At 32.4% G+C, this 15,026-nt stretch carries 10 protein-coding genes and 1 pseudogene; 2 read left to right on the forward strand and 9 right to left on the reverse strand.

Annotated elements, in window-relative coordinates:
* Position 1 precedes the first annotated feature (1 nt).
* Complete coding sequence (locus P2W75_RS18455; protein WP_276381592.1) at positions 2 to 451, reverse strand: response regulator; 450 nt, start codon at positions 449 to 451, stop codon at positions 2 to 4.
* Positions 452 to 989: 538 nt separating this feature from the next.
* Here P2W75_RS18455 and P2W75_RS18460 point away from each other — a divergent pair.
* On the forward strand, positions 990 to 2,432 hold the full coding sequence (locus tag P2W75_RS18460; protein ID WP_276381593.1) for a glycosyltransferase family 2 protein: 1,443 nt from the start codon (positions 990 to 992) through the stop codon (positions 2,430 to 2,432).
* 51 nt (positions 2,433 to 2,483) lie between these two features.
* Here P2W75_RS18460 and P2W75_RS18465 read toward each other — a convergent pair whose 3' ends face one another.
* The 5 genes and pseudogenes from P2W75_RS18465 to P2W75_RS18485 all read right to left on the reverse strand — a co-directional run bounded on the left by P2W75_RS18465 (position 2,484) and on the right by P2W75_RS18485 (position 5,683).
* On the reverse strand, positions 2,484 to 2,876 hold the full coding sequence (locus P2W75_RS18465; protein ID WP_276381594.1) for a DUF5367 family protein: 393 nt from the start codon (positions 2,874 to 2,876) through the stop codon (positions 2,484 to 2,486).
* 4 nt (positions 2,877 to 2,880) lie between these two features.
* Positions 2,881 to 3,711 carry an NmrA family transcriptional regulator gene (locus tag P2W75_RS18470; protein WP_276381595.1) on the reverse strand — a complete coding sequence of 277 codons (831 nt, stop codon included), beginning with the start codon at positions 3,709 to 3,711 and terminating at the stop codon, positions 2,881 to 2,883.
* Positions 3,712 to 3,783: 72 nt separating this feature from the next.
* A complete protein-coding gene (locus P2W75_RS18475) occupies positions 3,784 to 4,662 on the reverse strand; it encodes an AraC family transcriptional regulator (protein WP_276381596.1) in 879 nt (292 codons plus the stop codon).
* Positions 4,663 to 4,731: 69 nt separating this feature from the next.
* Positions 4,732 to 5,181: pseudogene (locus tag P2W75_RS18480) on the reverse strand (IS1595 family transposase); the annotation flags it as partial.
* Positions 5,182 to 5,308: 127 nt separating this feature from the next.
* Positions 5,309 to 5,683: a hypothetical protein gene (locus P2W75_RS18485; RefSeq protein ID WP_276381597.1), complete on the reverse strand. Its 375-nt coding sequence runs from the start codon at positions 5,681 to 5,683 to the stop codon at positions 5,309 to 5,311.
* A gap of 258 nt (positions 5,684 to 5,941) precedes the next feature.
* On the opposite strand from P2W75_RS18485, the gene P2W75_RS18490 reads away from it, so the two are divergent.
* Entirely contained in the window at positions 5,942 to 6,160 is a 219-nt protein-coding gene (locus P2W75_RS18490; protein ID WP_276381598.1) for a hypothetical protein, read from the forward strand.
* A gap of 105 nt (positions 6,161 to 6,265) precedes the next feature.
* Here P2W75_RS18490 and P2W75_RS18495 read toward each other — a convergent pair whose 3' ends face one another.
* Genes P2W75_RS18495 through P2W75_RS18505 form a run of 3 tightly spaced genes read right to left on the reverse strand, consistent with a single transcriptional unit; the run spans position 6,266 to position 14,915 of the window.
* On the reverse strand, positions 6,266 to 6,649 hold the full coding sequence (locus P2W75_RS18495) for a hypothetical protein (protein WP_276381599.1): 384 nt from the start codon (positions 6,647 to 6,649) through the stop codon (positions 6,266 to 6,268).
* Between the two features lie 17 nt (positions 6,650 to 6,666).
* Positions 6,667 to 10,263: a DUF6443 domain-containing protein gene (locus tag P2W75_RS18500; RefSeq protein ID WP_276381600.1), complete on the reverse strand. Its 3,597-nt coding sequence runs from the start codon at positions 10,261 to 10,263 to the stop codon at positions 6,667 to 6,669.
* A gap of 29 nt (positions 10,264 to 10,292) precedes the next feature.
* The gene (locus tag P2W75_RS18505) at positions 10,293 to 14,915 is read right to left on the reverse strand and encodes a hypothetical protein (protein WP_276381601.1); all 4,623 of its coding nucleotides are present in this window, start codon (positions 14,913 to 14,915) and stop codon (positions 10,293 to 10,295) included.
* Positions 14,916 to 15,026 lie beyond the last annotated feature (111 nt).

Raw genomic sequence — 15,026 nt, forward strand, 5'->3', positions numbered from 1 at the left:
TTTAAGGTTGAATTACAAAACTGGCTCTGGCTGGCTGTTTAAAATTATTTTCAGAAGCTGCAAGCAATGCATTTTGGATAACTGATTTCAATTTTGAGAAATCTCCGGGTTTACGAATATAAAATGTAGCGCCTTTTTCGTACATCACATCGACAATTTCAGCATCTAGTGAAGTTGAAAAAATAATGATTGGAAAACTTTTTAATCTTTCGATCTGCCTGATTTCGGTTAAACACTCAGAACCGTTTTTCTTTGGCATGTTGAGGTCAAGAAAAAGAATATCCGGTAAATCACTTTGTGATGTAGAAGCTAAAAAATCCATTAACTGAACTCCGTCATTAACAGTTACAAGAGTAGTTTCGAGTGATAATTCGTCAAGGGCTTCTTCAAAGAAAGAGCAGTCATCATCATCATCATCAGCAAGTAAAATGTTGTAAATCTGTTGTTTCATGTGCATTTCAAATTTTATTACAGGCATTTAATTAATTGTCTTCTGCTAAGATAAAACTAATTTCAAAAGATAAATTAATAAAATACCTATAAAATTAACGTATTTAAGTGAGAATTTCGAAACTATTTATTCGAATAATTTCTTAAGTAATTATTTATAACAAATTTCAATTGGGCAGATATTTTTTAAAAAGAGATGATAAAAAAATATTGTTATAAAATCATTCCAAAAATGTAATTCACAATTTAATTTACAATGATGCGTTATATAAGTATGATTACTAATTCTGTAGTCAGCAAAATCCCTTTATTTTCTCGCTGTATACACAGTAAATATTGTGTAATGATTTTACAAAGTGTGAAATTATTATACACATTACAAGTGTGTAAATATCTGTAAAACGCTAAAAGTCAGTTAAAAGCTGAAATGGCACGACGCTTGTCAATTAGGATAATGTCTTTCTGTAACAAGAAACAAAAACAAAAACGAAAGACATTTTTATAAAAGCCATTTTAGTAGAATTAATACAAACAGGACTATGGAAAGCGAAACAATTATCTCGAAACAATTTTATTCAAGCGGCACATTAAGCAGCGATGCCCAGTTAAAGACACCAATTTTTAATATTAATAATAACAAAACAGCAAAAGTTCATATTGAAAGACCAACAAGTAAATCTGGACTTGCTATACTGATTGCAACATTTTTACTTCTTTTAACCGGAACATTTTTTGTTTTTCAGTTTCAGCCTGATTTTGATCAGCTCCATTTGGAAAGATTAAATTCTACAGGCGGAATTATATTTTTAGCAATTACAGTGGCATTATTCCTTTTTAAAGGAGGAATGTTTGCTTATAACTTATATCTGTATTTAAAATACAAACCAATCGAATCCGTTTCTGATGAATTACTGCCAACTTGTACGGTAATTGTACCAGCTTACAATGAGGGAAAATTAGTTTATGAAACTTTAATGAGTTTGGCAGAAAGCGATTTCCCAGAACATAAATTAGAGCTTTTAGCTATTGACGATGGAAGTAAAGATGATACTTGGTACTGGATTCAGCAGGCAAAAGTAAAATTAGGAGATCGTGTATCGATTTTTCAGCAGCCTGAAAATAAAGGAAAACGTCACGCTTTATACCGTGGATTTAATTTAGGAAAAGGTGAAATCTTTGTAACAGTTGATAGCGATTCAATTGTAAAAAAAGACACTTTAAGAAACTTGGTAAGCCCGTTTGTTGTTGACGAAAAATGTGGTGCAGTTGCTGGAAATGTTCAGGTTTTGAACAATAAAAAAGCAATTTTGCCAAAAATGTTAAACGTAAGTTTCGTCATGAGTTTTGAATTCATGCGTTCTGCCGAAAGTATGTTAGGGTCTGTACTTTGTACTCCAGGAGCTTTGGCAGCTTACAGAAGCACAGCAGTTTTTGCTTGTCTTCCTGAATGGATCAACCAAACTTTTATGGGACAACCATCTGATATTGGAGAAGATAGAGCCATGACCAACATGATTTTAAAACAAGGACATCATGTATTATTTCAAAAAAATTCATACGTTTTGACTAATGTTCCAGAAACCTACAAAGGTTTATATAAAATGTTTATCAGATGGGGAAGAAGTAACGTTCGTGAGAATCTTATGATGGCGAAATATGTTTTTAAAGATTTTAGAAAAGAATCAAAAGTAGGAGCAAGATTATTGTATACTGAACAGTTCTTGAGAATTTTAATGACATACCCGTTCTTCATTTTCATGATCTACTTTATAGCAACGCACCCACTGTTATTTTTAAGTTCTGCACTTTTAGGAATATTGATGGTTTCAAGCTTTTCAGTTTTCTTTTATGCAAAAAAATACTCGTTAGCAGAATCTTTCTGGGCATATTCGTATAGTGTTTTCTATACATTCGGATTGTTTTGGATTGCTCCATATTCAATCATTACAGCTCATAAAAGAGGATGGCTGACAAGAGGTTAAGAAATTTCCACAACTACTATTATATTTTAATCCTGAAAAACTCCTGTTCCACTAAACAGGAGTTTTTTTATTGATTTGATTTTTCCGCCAAAGATAAACCGAGAAAGTATTTACGAAGACTAAACCCCATAAAACTGGACTGGTAAAAAAGCTTTCGTAACTTCTGCCGTTTGGAATTTCGACAAGTGGAACTGTAATTAAAACATCTAAAAGCAGAGCGGTGACCGACATTATAATTCCAAGTTTTAATCCGTCCATTTTATAATTTTTGGCATAATAAAACTTAGCAGCCCTCAAAGCAAAAAACACACTTAGAAAAACGGTGATTGCTGACTGCAGTTGAAACGAATGTTTTATAATTGGAATTTTTTCTGAAACATAAAATGACAAACTGATACAAATCCAGATTATAATTCCCGATACAATTGCTCTGATGTAATACATAATTTTAGTTTTTAGGATTCCATATTTCTGTTTTCGCTGTTTCTTCTGCGTAAGCGCTGAAATCTTTGGCTTTTCTGCCGAGAATTTTTTCAATATCGGAAGTTACAGAAGCATTTCTACCGTCTAAAACCTGTTCGAAGAGATAATTTGCCAGCCAAATATGGTCTTCAGGAACTTGGTATTCTCGCAGCATGGCACTATATTCGTCTAAACTTAAACTTTGGAAAGTAATATTTCTGCTGCTTGCATTGGCAATATCATTCACAGCTTCTTTAAAGGTCAATAATCTTGGTCCAGTCAATTCATATGTTTTTCCATTATGATTATCGTCTATTAAAACCGTTGCTACAACATCGGCAATATCATCGGCATCTGTAAAAGGTTCCAAAGCTTCGGCTCTTGGCAATGCTACAAATCCTGCTAAAATAGGTTCTAAAAAGATGCTTTCGCTAAAGTTTTGATTGAACCAGCTGGCACGAACAATAGTCCAGTTTTTGGCATTTTTCTTTACGATTTCTTCGCAGATTTGGGCTTCTTTTTCGCCTCTTCCAGAAAGCAAAACCATTTTTTTTACTCCTGATTTACTGGCCAATATAGTAAATTCTTCAATAGCATTTACAGCAAAAGGAACGGCTAAATCGGGTTGAAAAGTAATGTAAACTGTATCGATATCTTGTAATACATTTTTCCAAGTTTCTGGATTTTCCCAGTCAAACGGAATTTGTTCGTTTCGTGAACCCAGACGGATTTCAACATCTGGATTATTTTTTAATCGTTCTACAACTCTGCGTCCTGTTTTTCCTGTAGAACCTAGGACTAAAATTTGCTTTTTCATATCAGTTTGTTTTTTGATGATTACTGATACAAAGTTGCTTCGATTACAACAGAATCATTTGTCGCAAAAGAATTATGATTTGTTTGAAAAGAATTGTTGTTTTACTTCATTCGGACGCATGCCGAATTTTTTATGAAAGGCATTCGAGAAAGAACTTAAACTTTCGTAACCTACTTCCCAAGCAGATTCCTGTACGGTTTTTTCGCTTTCGCGGAGTAATTCGTAGGCTTTATTAAGACGTTCTTCCTGAATATATTTAAAAACAGGAATTCCGAACATTTCCTTAAAATTCTTTTTGAGTTTGTTGCTATTGAGTCCCACCATTTTTGATAATTGACTCAGAGAAGGCGGTGTAGAATATTGCGTTGTAACAATTTCTTTGGCTTGAAAAAGTTTGTTTTTATCGCTTTCAGAAAGGTCAGTTTTCTTATCAGAAGCTAAAAGAGCAAAGAAATGGGCGAGGAGTTCGTTTACCTGACTTTTTAAAAATAACAATCGGGTATTTCCGGTATATGAAGTCGCGAAGATTTTTTGAACGGCCAATTGCATTTCAAGTGTCATATAAAACGACGGGCCTTTTACAAAATGTTCATCGGGATTTAATAATTGAGGAAGATAATTCTCAAAAATCTCTTTTTCGGCCTGAGGTAATGAATTGAGATGTTTTAGTTTGGTAAAAATACTGATGGATTGCAAAGGTTTATCAGGTTCAATTTTATGTGAAAACTCAACTTTTTGATTTCCAAAAAAACAAATCGCAAGTCCAGTCGTATTGACGAGATATTTTGTCTGCTGATTGTGTTTGATTTCCAATTCGACATTTCCCGAACCATAAAAAGCAAAACCCACAGCATCGCCATCAATTTCGCATTTCTGCACAATGGTCTTGTTGGTGTTTGATTGTTCTATTAAAACAATAAAATCATGAAGCTCAATGATATCGGTTGTCATGGTAAGTTGAGGTTTCTAGTAAAATGTGCGAAAAGTTAAGATTTATTTTGATTTAATATTGTCTGAAAAATTGGTTTTCTTTTTTAAAACCAGTTTATCAAGTTCTTCCAGAAATTCTCTATCAAATTCGGTGTAGGCTCTTAAACGGTATTTTTCGTCTCGTTTTTTCATGACTAAACGTATTTTTTGAACCATCAGCCAAATGGGCTCGTAGCGCTTGTGTCCTAATAGATATTGCATCTTTAGAATAGAAATCTTTTTATTCGAAAGAGTTAAGAGTTCGATACCAATCATCCAATAACTTATGGGCAGATTTGAATTCTCCATTACTGTTCCCGATCGCAGACCAAGTCGGTTGCCACATTTTTTACATTGAAACTTTAAATCGACTTTTCGAAATGAGTGCTCATGATGATTGCATTTTTTGCAAATCAAACCGTTTTGAAGTCTTTTGTTTTTAAGTTCTTCGATACAGAAAGATTCATCTGGGTATTTTTCAAAAAATGCTCGTAACTCCATTCGTGTAGGTTCTGAATTATTTTCTAAATATAAGATATTCTGTACAAACATAAAATGGGTATTAAAACACAAGAGGGAATATCCGCAATCGAATATTCCCTCCTGTACTAAGTTTAAAAACAAGTGTTTACAACTTATTTGAGATTTCTTTTTTGTATTTATTTAAAATTGATTTGGTCATTCCCAGATTCGCTCTTGTTGAATCTACAGCAAGATAAATGAAATATTCACCATTATCAGAAACATCAATAATATGAATTTGCGATGTTAAAGTAATCATGATATTGTCAATTTTCTGAGTTAGTTTTAAGGCTTTAATCGCATTCATTTTTGCTTTTACCACTTCGAGGTTAAAAGCAGAAGCCAGTTCAGGATCAAAATCTGCCAAAACAGATAGAGAATAATATGACATTCCGCTGCTAATTTCGGCTACAGAAACAGCAATAAAACCAGGTACATTTGTTTTGAGATCTTCTCCAAATTGTTTTAAAAAATCAGACATAATAATTAAGTTTAAATTTGCTTTTGGTATCTATTTTTGGGTTCTCCTACAAAAATAGATATACATTATTATTTAATTATCCGCCTTGCGTACCTAGGTTTTTCTTTTTTTGATTTAAATAGTTATAGAGTTTTTCCCTAGAGGTTGTTTTTGAGTAGGGAAATTAAAAGATGTTCTTGACAATGTCAATAAACCAAATAAGCAGTTATATATTTACTAGAAGCGTAATAACTCTAAAAAACTAAAAGCCATTCCTTAATGGAATGGCTTTTTATTTTGATTGCGTTCACGAGCGGGAGGCTCGCGCCTGCAGGAGTTTTGAAAATCATTACTGGCATTGACCATTCCAACGTAGAAATGGCTGAACTCGTGGATTATTTCAATAAGCAGACTACTCAGCAGAAGTATAATGATTATGATGGAGTGCAGATAACAACGATTATGATTTCAAAATTAAAAAGTCTGATAAAACCTTAATCAAAGAAAATAAGCGTTAATCCTGCTCCGCAGGATCAACGCTTATTTGTTATAAATGGAATTTAATATTTGTTTTTTATCAACACATCTGATACATTACCTGTATTACTTACTCATATCCAAGTATTCATTAGCCATTTTTTTAGTTTTTTCATCTACAGCTTTTTCATCATATGTTAGAATATCATATACGTCATAGGATGCTCTTTTATAATGATATTTATTAGACATAATTAATGAATAATACAAAAGTCCTGACAACTTTTGTTCTCCCATATAGTGAATCCCCTTCAATTGATTATATGCCAACGTATCTCCACTATACAAAACAAGTTTTTCTAAGCTGTCCATTAATTTTTGATTAGATAATTTTTCCCTAAAAACAGTCCCAGAGTTTTCATCCGTATAATTAACTTTTGCCTCTTCCTTTTTTTTACATGAAAAAACTAGTGCTAAGATTATAAGAACAATTATAATATTTGATTTCATAATTTATTTATTTTAAACTAAAATTTTTTTCTACTTACTTCAACTCCATTTTTATATGCTACTAAATCACCGTCATTCTTACCCGAATACATAACTTTAGATACGCCTGAAATCTTATATTCACAAGGTCCAGTATTTTTATCTATTTCCCTATAATTTACGTATCCATCTGCACCAATCACTGTAATATTAGGATACGCTTCTGATATCATTTGAGCCAAACTTAAGCCATTTTTTCCAATTCTTGCAGACTCACATGTCCAAAGAGATAATGTTGTTCCCTTTTTACCTTTGGCATCATCCCATTGGTCATTCAAGGCACTCATCATTTTATCAAAATCCTCCGCATTTCGTACAGTGAATCTTCCTAGCTCATCAAACATGAAATGAATAGCACCATGACCAAAAACAGTAAAACTTCTATCGCCTTTTTTATATTTTCTTGATTTCACAACACCATCAAAACGATTATTTCCTGAAGAAAAGAGACTAACAGGCTCTTCTTCCTCACTTTCATCTTCCTCACTTCCATTAGATAAAGATTCTAAATATGCTTTGAATGATTTATTAATTTCATTTGTAATCTCAGCTTGTTCTTCTAAGTATTTCCCCATTGAACTACCATCATCTTTTCCTTCCTCTTTAATTTTTGATGTATCGACTAACATTCCATCTGGGTCAATAAAATAATTTGGATTATTGTAGGCATAGTTATAAGGAGACCAGCGTCTTGATAATTCAGCCAGCGGGTCAATGTTCATCCATCTACCAAGTGCAGGGTCATAATTTCTCATTCCGTAGTCATACATGTTGAGTCCCAGCTCGTCTTGGAGATCTTTTCCGCTGAACTTATATTTATTATCTGTACCATTTATAGCTCCATTATATCCTTTTTGTGTTAATCCAAAAGCATAATAATTGTTTTCCTGTACAATTTCACTGCTGTTCACATAGCCGTTATTGTCCTTGTCCTGATAGCTTAAACGAATATTGCCTAAATGGTCTTTATATTGGTAAATATAGCTATAAATTCCTGCATTATAAACTATATAACCTTCAGGTTGAGAGAATTGTTTTAAAATGTTGTTTTCATACACAAAACTCCCGGCGTAATCGTTACTGCTTCCTGTGCTTACAGTTTTTCGCTGTTTAATTCCTGAAGCATCATATACATAATTTATAGTGCCTCCGTTTATAGTGACAGAAGTAGGCAAGTTTAAATGATTATAACTTACGGCAGTAATTTTTTTATTGGCATCGGTTTTCATGTTACCGTTACTATCATAGGTGTACTCTATAGTTGCACTGCTTCCGTTGTTAAATCCTTCTGTGCTGCCTGAGGTGTCTTCCACTTTAGTAAGTTTGTTTCCTGTGTCGTAGGTATAAGTTAGATTGTCCATGGTACCAAAAGTAGTTGCTGTCGCATTTGTGTTTCCTAATCTCAGAATACTCATGATATTACCGTTTTTATCATAACTTAAGCTTTCGTTATATCTTCCAGCGTTTAAAGTTGAATTATCTGTTGCCTGAGTCAAACGATTTAATTTATCATAGGTGTACGTATAGTTTTTCATGCTATTGTCTAAATTAGCCGTTTTCCAAAAGGTCTGACTTATATTACCATTAAAAACTTTATTATCAGGATTCGCGGTGGTAGTATTATAATTTATTTGAAATGCAAACAAATCATTACCCATACTATTTATGTTATTAATGTTTTTTAACCAGCCGCGAATGTTATAGCTGTAATCAACATTTTGCAAACGGGTTTGTGTTGTTTTTCCACCAACCCCTTTTGTCGTTAATTGGCCTAAATTATCATAAGTATTGCTTACGATTGTTTCTTGGGCCTGATTATTAATTGTTTGTTTTTCAATCAACAACCTTCCCGTGTGATCATATGAATAAACATCGACTATTGTAATTACTGGATCAGTTCCTTTTTTGTGGGTTGAAGTGGTTTCAAGAACTTTTCCCGCAAAATCCAATTTTGTTTTTACAGTGGAAGTAGCTGTTAAATAGTTGTTTTTGCTATAGGTATAGATTATTCTTCCTTTTGTATCATAATAATTAACAGTTGTTATCCAACTTGCTGTATCTAAAATACGCACTTTTAAACAGGTACCTAAGCCTTTTACATTTGTTATTGGTGTAATGCCATACGATGCGACTGAAGTTCCTCCATCAAGATCTATATTAGCATAATCATCATAATAATTTATAGTAAATAAATCAATGTTAGCTGTCGGGAATGCTGTGTTTGTATAGTTAACACTTGTACCGTTAATGTTTAAACTTGTTACTTGTTTATTTTCGAATAAAACGGTGGTTTTGTTTGCTTCGGTTTGAACAGCTGCTCTTGTTGTTTGTAATGTATTTATATATTCTCCAGTATAAATAGGTCTGTTAAAAGCATCATATTTTGTAAACAACCATTTATTTGCTGCTCTTAAATTGGCATCTTGGGTTAATATTGGTCTATCTAATTTATCATAAATGATGTATTCCCATTCTTTTCCAGGAAGTTTTTTTTCTATTAATCTATTTTGTTTATCGTATTTATATTGATAACATAAGTCGGCAAGTGTTGATGTATTTGCTATCCCTTCCGCTTTGGGAGGCAGTACATATGTTAAGTTGCCATAGGTGTCATAAAGATAATAAGTGTCATGAGCGACTTCTGTTTGAGAACCATAATCTGAATAAGTTCTTTTTAAAATAACCTGACCTTCTTTGTTTTTGAATTCCTCTGTCGTATTATTTTTCCCACTTAACCAGTTTTCGTCTTTGATAACAGTTTTATATAATTGATTATCTGCATAACTAGTGCTAGTAGGAACAGATGGCACATAAACATTATCTGAATTTAGTGAGGTTGTAAATGTAAAAAGTTTAACAGCATCTGTAGTTGTATTATTTGTTTGATAGTCAGATTTTATTTCATGACCTGCGTTTAAAGCCCAATCTTTTCCAGGGGCTGCTTGCATTAAAACACGGTTTAAAGGTGAATCTTCAAACTTTTTTTGTGAAAACGGGTTTGGTAATGTGTTATCAATATCCTGCGGATAATTTAATTTATAATAATTATTAGTTCTAGTTTCTGCATCAATACTATTTCTATATGATGCGACTGCGCCCAGATCATCCATGTAAGGAAGATATTCTTTTTCTTGTCTTCCTACGTTATCATATTTAATATGGATAACGATATCATTTTTGTTTGGAGCACCTTTTATAGCAATATTTTGCAAAGGTCTTCCTAAGCCATCATGATAGCTTATGCTTTCGATAACATCAGAGTTATTTGCAATTTCTTGAGAAGATTTTAAAGGTGCGGCATATTTGCGCGTAAGGATAAAGTTTTCGTTACTTAAAGCAAAAATTGGTATGTAATCATCCGGACTTATACGAGCAATAAATGTACTACCTGCTTTTATATGAGTATTTGGGCTAAGGGTTATACTTTGTGTTGCTACAAGTGTTTCGGTTCCAGTAACTGTGTAAGCTCCATTTGCACCTCCTTTTAAAATAGTTGCTGGTGCTTGTGCTGCTGTATATATGGTGAATAACAACAAAATAATTTGTATGCTATATCGTTTTGTTTTGTTCATCATGTTAATGATTTATTTTGATGTCTTATAAATTATAATCCCTCTGTATCAAGAAATTGTACTTCGTAATCTAAATTATCTGTGGCAGATAGTCCTTGTTGAAAGGTTATTACATCACTTTCAAAAGATATAGGTGTGCCAGTCATATCAAACCTCTTATTTGCAATACAAATTAATTTTCCTCTTTTACCATTTAATGATGGTGGTATGAAAAACAAATCTTTAGATTCTAATGTTCTTATTAAAGGAATTTGTTGTCCTGTAGTTTCAAGTTTTAAGTACCAATTGAAGGTATAATTACTGCTGTTTTCTACTTTTCGGATAACCGATTCTCTGTCAAATCTATAGGCTCCTTTGGTTACATAAAAATTAGTATAATATTCTAGTAGATAAGGAAAAGTTATAAAAGATTCATAAGCATGAGGAATATAGCCTCCAGTATTTTCATTATGTACACCTCCAGTTGGTCTTGGAAAATTGAATAATGGATGTAAACTTGGTGTAGAAATGCCTGTCCAGGTGAAAGTTGTAGGAAGCCATGCAGGAACAGGAATGTCATACATTTTAAAATTATCAACTGCTATTTTAAAGTCTGAAATTTCTACATCTCCATTATCTATTGTCCAAGGAGAATCATGCCAGTATCCTGGATCAGAAGGAGGTGTTGTTGAATTGTTGCCAATTCCATATCCTGAAGTTTTACTACATACGTCGCCAGAGTAAAAGTCGGAAATTCCTAATTTATAAAATGCAGGTAAATTGTCATATTCATCTAATCCACTCTGCAATTTCATTAAGTTGCTTTTTACAGTGTATGTAACTGTTTTTCTTATTGGATCGTCATGATCATATCCCGAAGTTATTTTTGCAGAACAAACGATTCTCGCATAACTTCCGTCAAGACATTTTGGTATGAAAAACACATTTGAATATTCCTGTACTTTTGGAAGTTCAATTTTTTTACCATCAATTTCCATCCACCATGTCAGTTCAACAACTCTATTTGGGCCAAGAAATTTAGGATTGTCCAAACCAGAAAGAGCAAAACTGTTACCAGACCTTTGTGCAAAATAGTTACATGTATATTCAGCGAGTGGATATGGAAGGTTTAATTGTGTATATTCAGCAGGCAATGGATAATATCCGGGTGTATAATGCACTCCTGTTTGAGATGGATTTGGGAAATATAATTTATCGTGAAGGCTTAATATATTTCTTCCTTTGTATTCGGCTCCGTCAGGCAGTTTGTCTTCCCAGCTTACACCTCTACCACACGCTACTGGTATTTTGTATAATGTAAAATCACCAACTATTACTTGTAAATCAGGATCGCTAATTGAATTATCTACTTCTACCGGTATCGTTGTTCCTGTTTTACAATCATTTGCAATACCATTATAGCCATAGCAATATTCTTCAATAATATTCTGATCCTGATCTTTTATTTTTTTAAGACGGTTTAAATCATCATATTCATAAGAAATAAGAGTACCTTTTGGATCAATTATTTTTGAAATTCCCACTAACGGTTTATAAATATAAGATGTTACCATAGCAGTCGTTAGATTGGTTCTTATTTTTTGAATTTCTGCTTTTAGTGGGTCTTCATCGTAATTTTGTAAATATTCAAGTGTTTCAGAGCTAGTTTTACCTAATGCAGTCATTACTTGAGAATATGTTGCATTTTCTATTTTTGCAATAGGCAAAGAGTAATTATACCCCCAAAGATAAACAGTATGGCTATCATCTTTTTTAGAAGATTCTATTGAATTACCAAATTTGTCGTAATCATGAAACTGAATCTTTTCTTCATATAAATTGGTAGCTGTTTCTGTTCCTTTGACGGTTTGCACAGCCCTTGGAAGAATTAAACTTTTAGTTCCTTTTGTAAAGGTAGTATACAGCACTTGCTGACTATTTAGATCTTCAAGGTTTTGACCTGTTTTGCGTAAAGTTTTAAGCAGTACTGGTTCTGCTATACGGTTAGCAGTAACAAGACTAGTTATTATTGGTGTAGTAAAATCATGAGGATAACGAGTTTCTTTTATTAAAGAAGTTGTATTTCCAGATTCGTTTACAATACTTTCTACAGATTTTGGTAAAGAATATTTCGAATCATAAATAGTAGAAATAATGCTTTGAACTTTATTTTGATTGTATTTCGTTACTATTTTTGTTTCATTGGTCAAATTCCTGCTTGAATACACAGAAGGGAAAAAGGCAAAATCCGGATCTAATGGTTCAGCTTCATCGGTTTCACTTGGAAAAACATCTTTTCTAGAAATTCCAACTTTGTCAGTAATCTGATTAAAAATATCATACTGATAGCTGTTTTTAGTTTCTTCTATTAAATTATTACTTTTGTCGTATTTTCGAACAAATTTTATTTTTCCAATTAGCAATTCAGTGTTGTTAGTTGTAGGAAGTCTCCAGCCATTATTAAAGCCAAATTCTATTTTATTTTTATCATATGGTTTATAAGTAAATAAGGGTTGCTCAACAGGATAATCTTTTCTAGTTGAAAATATTTTTTCTATATAACCATTATCTGCATTCTCTTTAATCAAAACTCTCGAATATCCGACATTTGATCCTTCAACAACATCAAAGTCAGTTCTGGAATTTGTGAATGTGTGTAAAATAAGTCCATTGTTAAGGGAATAACTTGAAATCCCTAAATATGTAGCTGCTAATGTTTCACTATATGCATGAGCAATTCCAAGAACAGGTAAATTATTTAATATACCAGATGAATTTCCATTCGAATCGATATAGGTATATTTATGTACTTGTACAGCACCTTTTGTATCTACTAATTTATGTACAGACACTCTCAAACCACCAGATTGAACATTTTTTCCCGTTAAAGAACTATAGAAATCATTTAATTCATATTCAAATTCTTCTCTTCCCCCAGTTGGATATTGTACTTTGTTTAATACACCAGATTTAGTGTAAGATAATGAAGGCTGTAGAGATCTACCAGCAGTTAGAAAACTATTAGAAAAAATAGGAAAAGGTGATATTGAAAACTCTTTTTTATTTGGACTATAGTATAATGCAGGAGGAGGTACAAGACACATTCCGCAACTAATAGATGTTACATTATTATATTCGCTCGAAACAGGACCATTTGCATATCCTAAATAATCGGTAACGCTTGATCCTCTTTCAGGAAGCTTAACATCGTCGTTATAGAAAAAGCGGTATGGAGGCATAACAGCATTGTTACTTCCTATTTCTTGTACACTTAAAAGACGTAGTCTTTTGCAGGTAGGTTCAGAGCAATTATTATTAGAAACCATATAGTCGTATTCTAACTTTATGGTTTTGATAATGTTATTATTAATGTCTTTAATTAGAATTCGTGACAAAGCATAGTCTCCAGGTAGATCCTTTCTGGATTCTTCATATTTAAATTCAACACTTCCCTGTGCATAATTTATTTTACTGATCCTATTTAAATTTGGAAATCTAATTTCGGTAGAACTTAGATTTTGCATTGTTTGGTCACCGCTCATACTGGTTACCTGAAAATTAGATGTTTTTCTATATTCAGGATAATTTACAGCATATTTTTCGTAGGTAAATGTAACTTCATTTCCTTTAAAATCTTTTATAGAGCTTAATTTGTAAGCCATTATTTCCTGAGAAGTCAAGTCATTACTTGATGCAGTTAGTGTATATGTATTAAGAATATCTCTATTAACATATTGATTAATATCTAATTGATCAAAAACGTACTGTGTTCCATTTATATTTGTGACTTCAACTTTTGTAACACCTTGTATTCTTCTTGATGGTCCACCATCGAAATATCGTAAATCACCTACGAATTTTACGTTATCTCTAAATTCTGGAAAGAAGGGGATAATTCCTGTTTTACCTATAGTAGTTGTAATTTTATTTCCTTGATACGCAATTTCCATTACAGAAGCATCTTTTCTATGAGTAAAAGATGTGCTTAGACCAGGAGCATTTACATAAAATAAATCTGGAGATAAATCTTTCTTAGTGTATGGATATTCCATTTCGGCTGTAGTAAAGATTTTATCAGTTGCAGAAGTTATGTCATAATATTGGTTTAAAGATATATTTTGGTTTTGAAGAAGCCAGCCTACTTCTTTAAGTTTCATTCCTAATACATCACTTGTCCCTAACTGTGAAAATCTTAATTTATGATTATTAGGATCATAAGGAATTGTACCATCTATCGTAACTTTAAAATCCTCAGTACCCTTTATTACTTTTGTTACAATTCCACCTGCGTTTAAAGACCAATCTTGTCCAACGTTTGACGCAGTTTCGTCTATTTTAACTCCTTTTGAAGAATAATTCAATTCTATAGGAATTGCAATCTGGCCTACTTGAATTTGATAAATAGGAACATTAATGCTGCTTGATCCAGTATATTCTCCAACACTAGAAAAATTAACTTGTTTGAAACCTGCTGCATTCGGAGTTCCAATCTTCGGTGTAAAGATTTCACTGTAAAGCAAATCATTAACTTTTGTAGATTGTGGACCTGAGCCGCCGTCTCCAGGAACTTGCTCAACTGGACCAACTGGATCATTTCCTACTGGCACTTGGGTTTGTGCTGTAATTTGAAAAGAAGAAAGAAAAAGAACAAATAATAAATAGTAATGGTGCTTCATAAATTGTTTTGGCTTTTAAGAAAAATTCTATAAAAATAGATTTTCTTTTTTAATTTCAATGATTAAAATGTAAGAAGTATACTTGATTTTTGATTTTTATTTATTTCGCTT

This window comes from Flavobacterium sp. H4147 (assembly GCF_029360735.1).
Lineage (GTDB): Bacteria > Bacteroidota > Bacteroidia > Flavobacteriales > Flavobacteriaceae > Flavobacterium > Flavobacterium endoglycinae.

Excerpts from the sequence above, each read along its gene's own strand:
- P2W75_RS18490 (WP_276381598.1), top strand. The coding sequence starts at position 5,942 with ATGGAATGGCTTTTTATTTTGATTGCGTTCACGAGCGGGAGGCTCGCG.
- P2W75_RS18495 (WP_276381599.1), bottom strand. The coding sequence starts at position 6,649 with ATGAAATCAAATATTATAATTGTTCTTATAATCTTAGCACTAGTTTTT.
- P2W75_RS18460 (WP_276381593.1), top strand. The coding sequence starts at position 990 with ATGGAAAGCGAAACAATTATCTCGAAACAATTTTATTCAAGCGGCACA.
- P2W75_RS18470 (WP_276381595.1), bottom strand. The coding sequence starts at position 3,711 with ATGAAAAAGCAAATTTTAGTCCTAGGTTCTACAGGAAAAACAGGACGC.
- P2W75_RS18500 (WP_276381600.1), bottom strand. The coding sequence starts at position 10,263 with ATGATGAACAAAACAAAACGATATAGCATACAAATTATTTTGTTGTTA.
- P2W75_RS18485 (WP_276381597.1), bottom strand. The coding sequence starts at position 5,683 with ATGTCTGATTTTTTAAAACAATTTGGAGAAGATCTCAAAACAAATGTA.
- P2W75_RS18455 (WP_276381592.1), bottom strand. The coding sequence starts at position 451 with ATGAAACAACAGATTTACAACATTTTACTTGCTGATGATGATGATGAT.
- P2W75_RS18505 (WP_276381601.1), bottom strand. The coding sequence starts at position 14,915 with ATGAAGCACCATTACTATTTATTATTTGTTCTTTTTCTTTCTTCTTTT.
- P2W75_RS18465 (WP_276381594.1), bottom strand. The coding sequence starts at position 2,876 with ATGTATTACATCAGAGCAATTGTATCGGGAATTATAATCTGGATTTGT.
- P2W75_RS18475 (WP_276381596.1), bottom strand. The coding sequence starts at position 4,662 with ATGACAACCGATATCATTGAGCTTCATGATTTTATTGTTTTAATAGAA.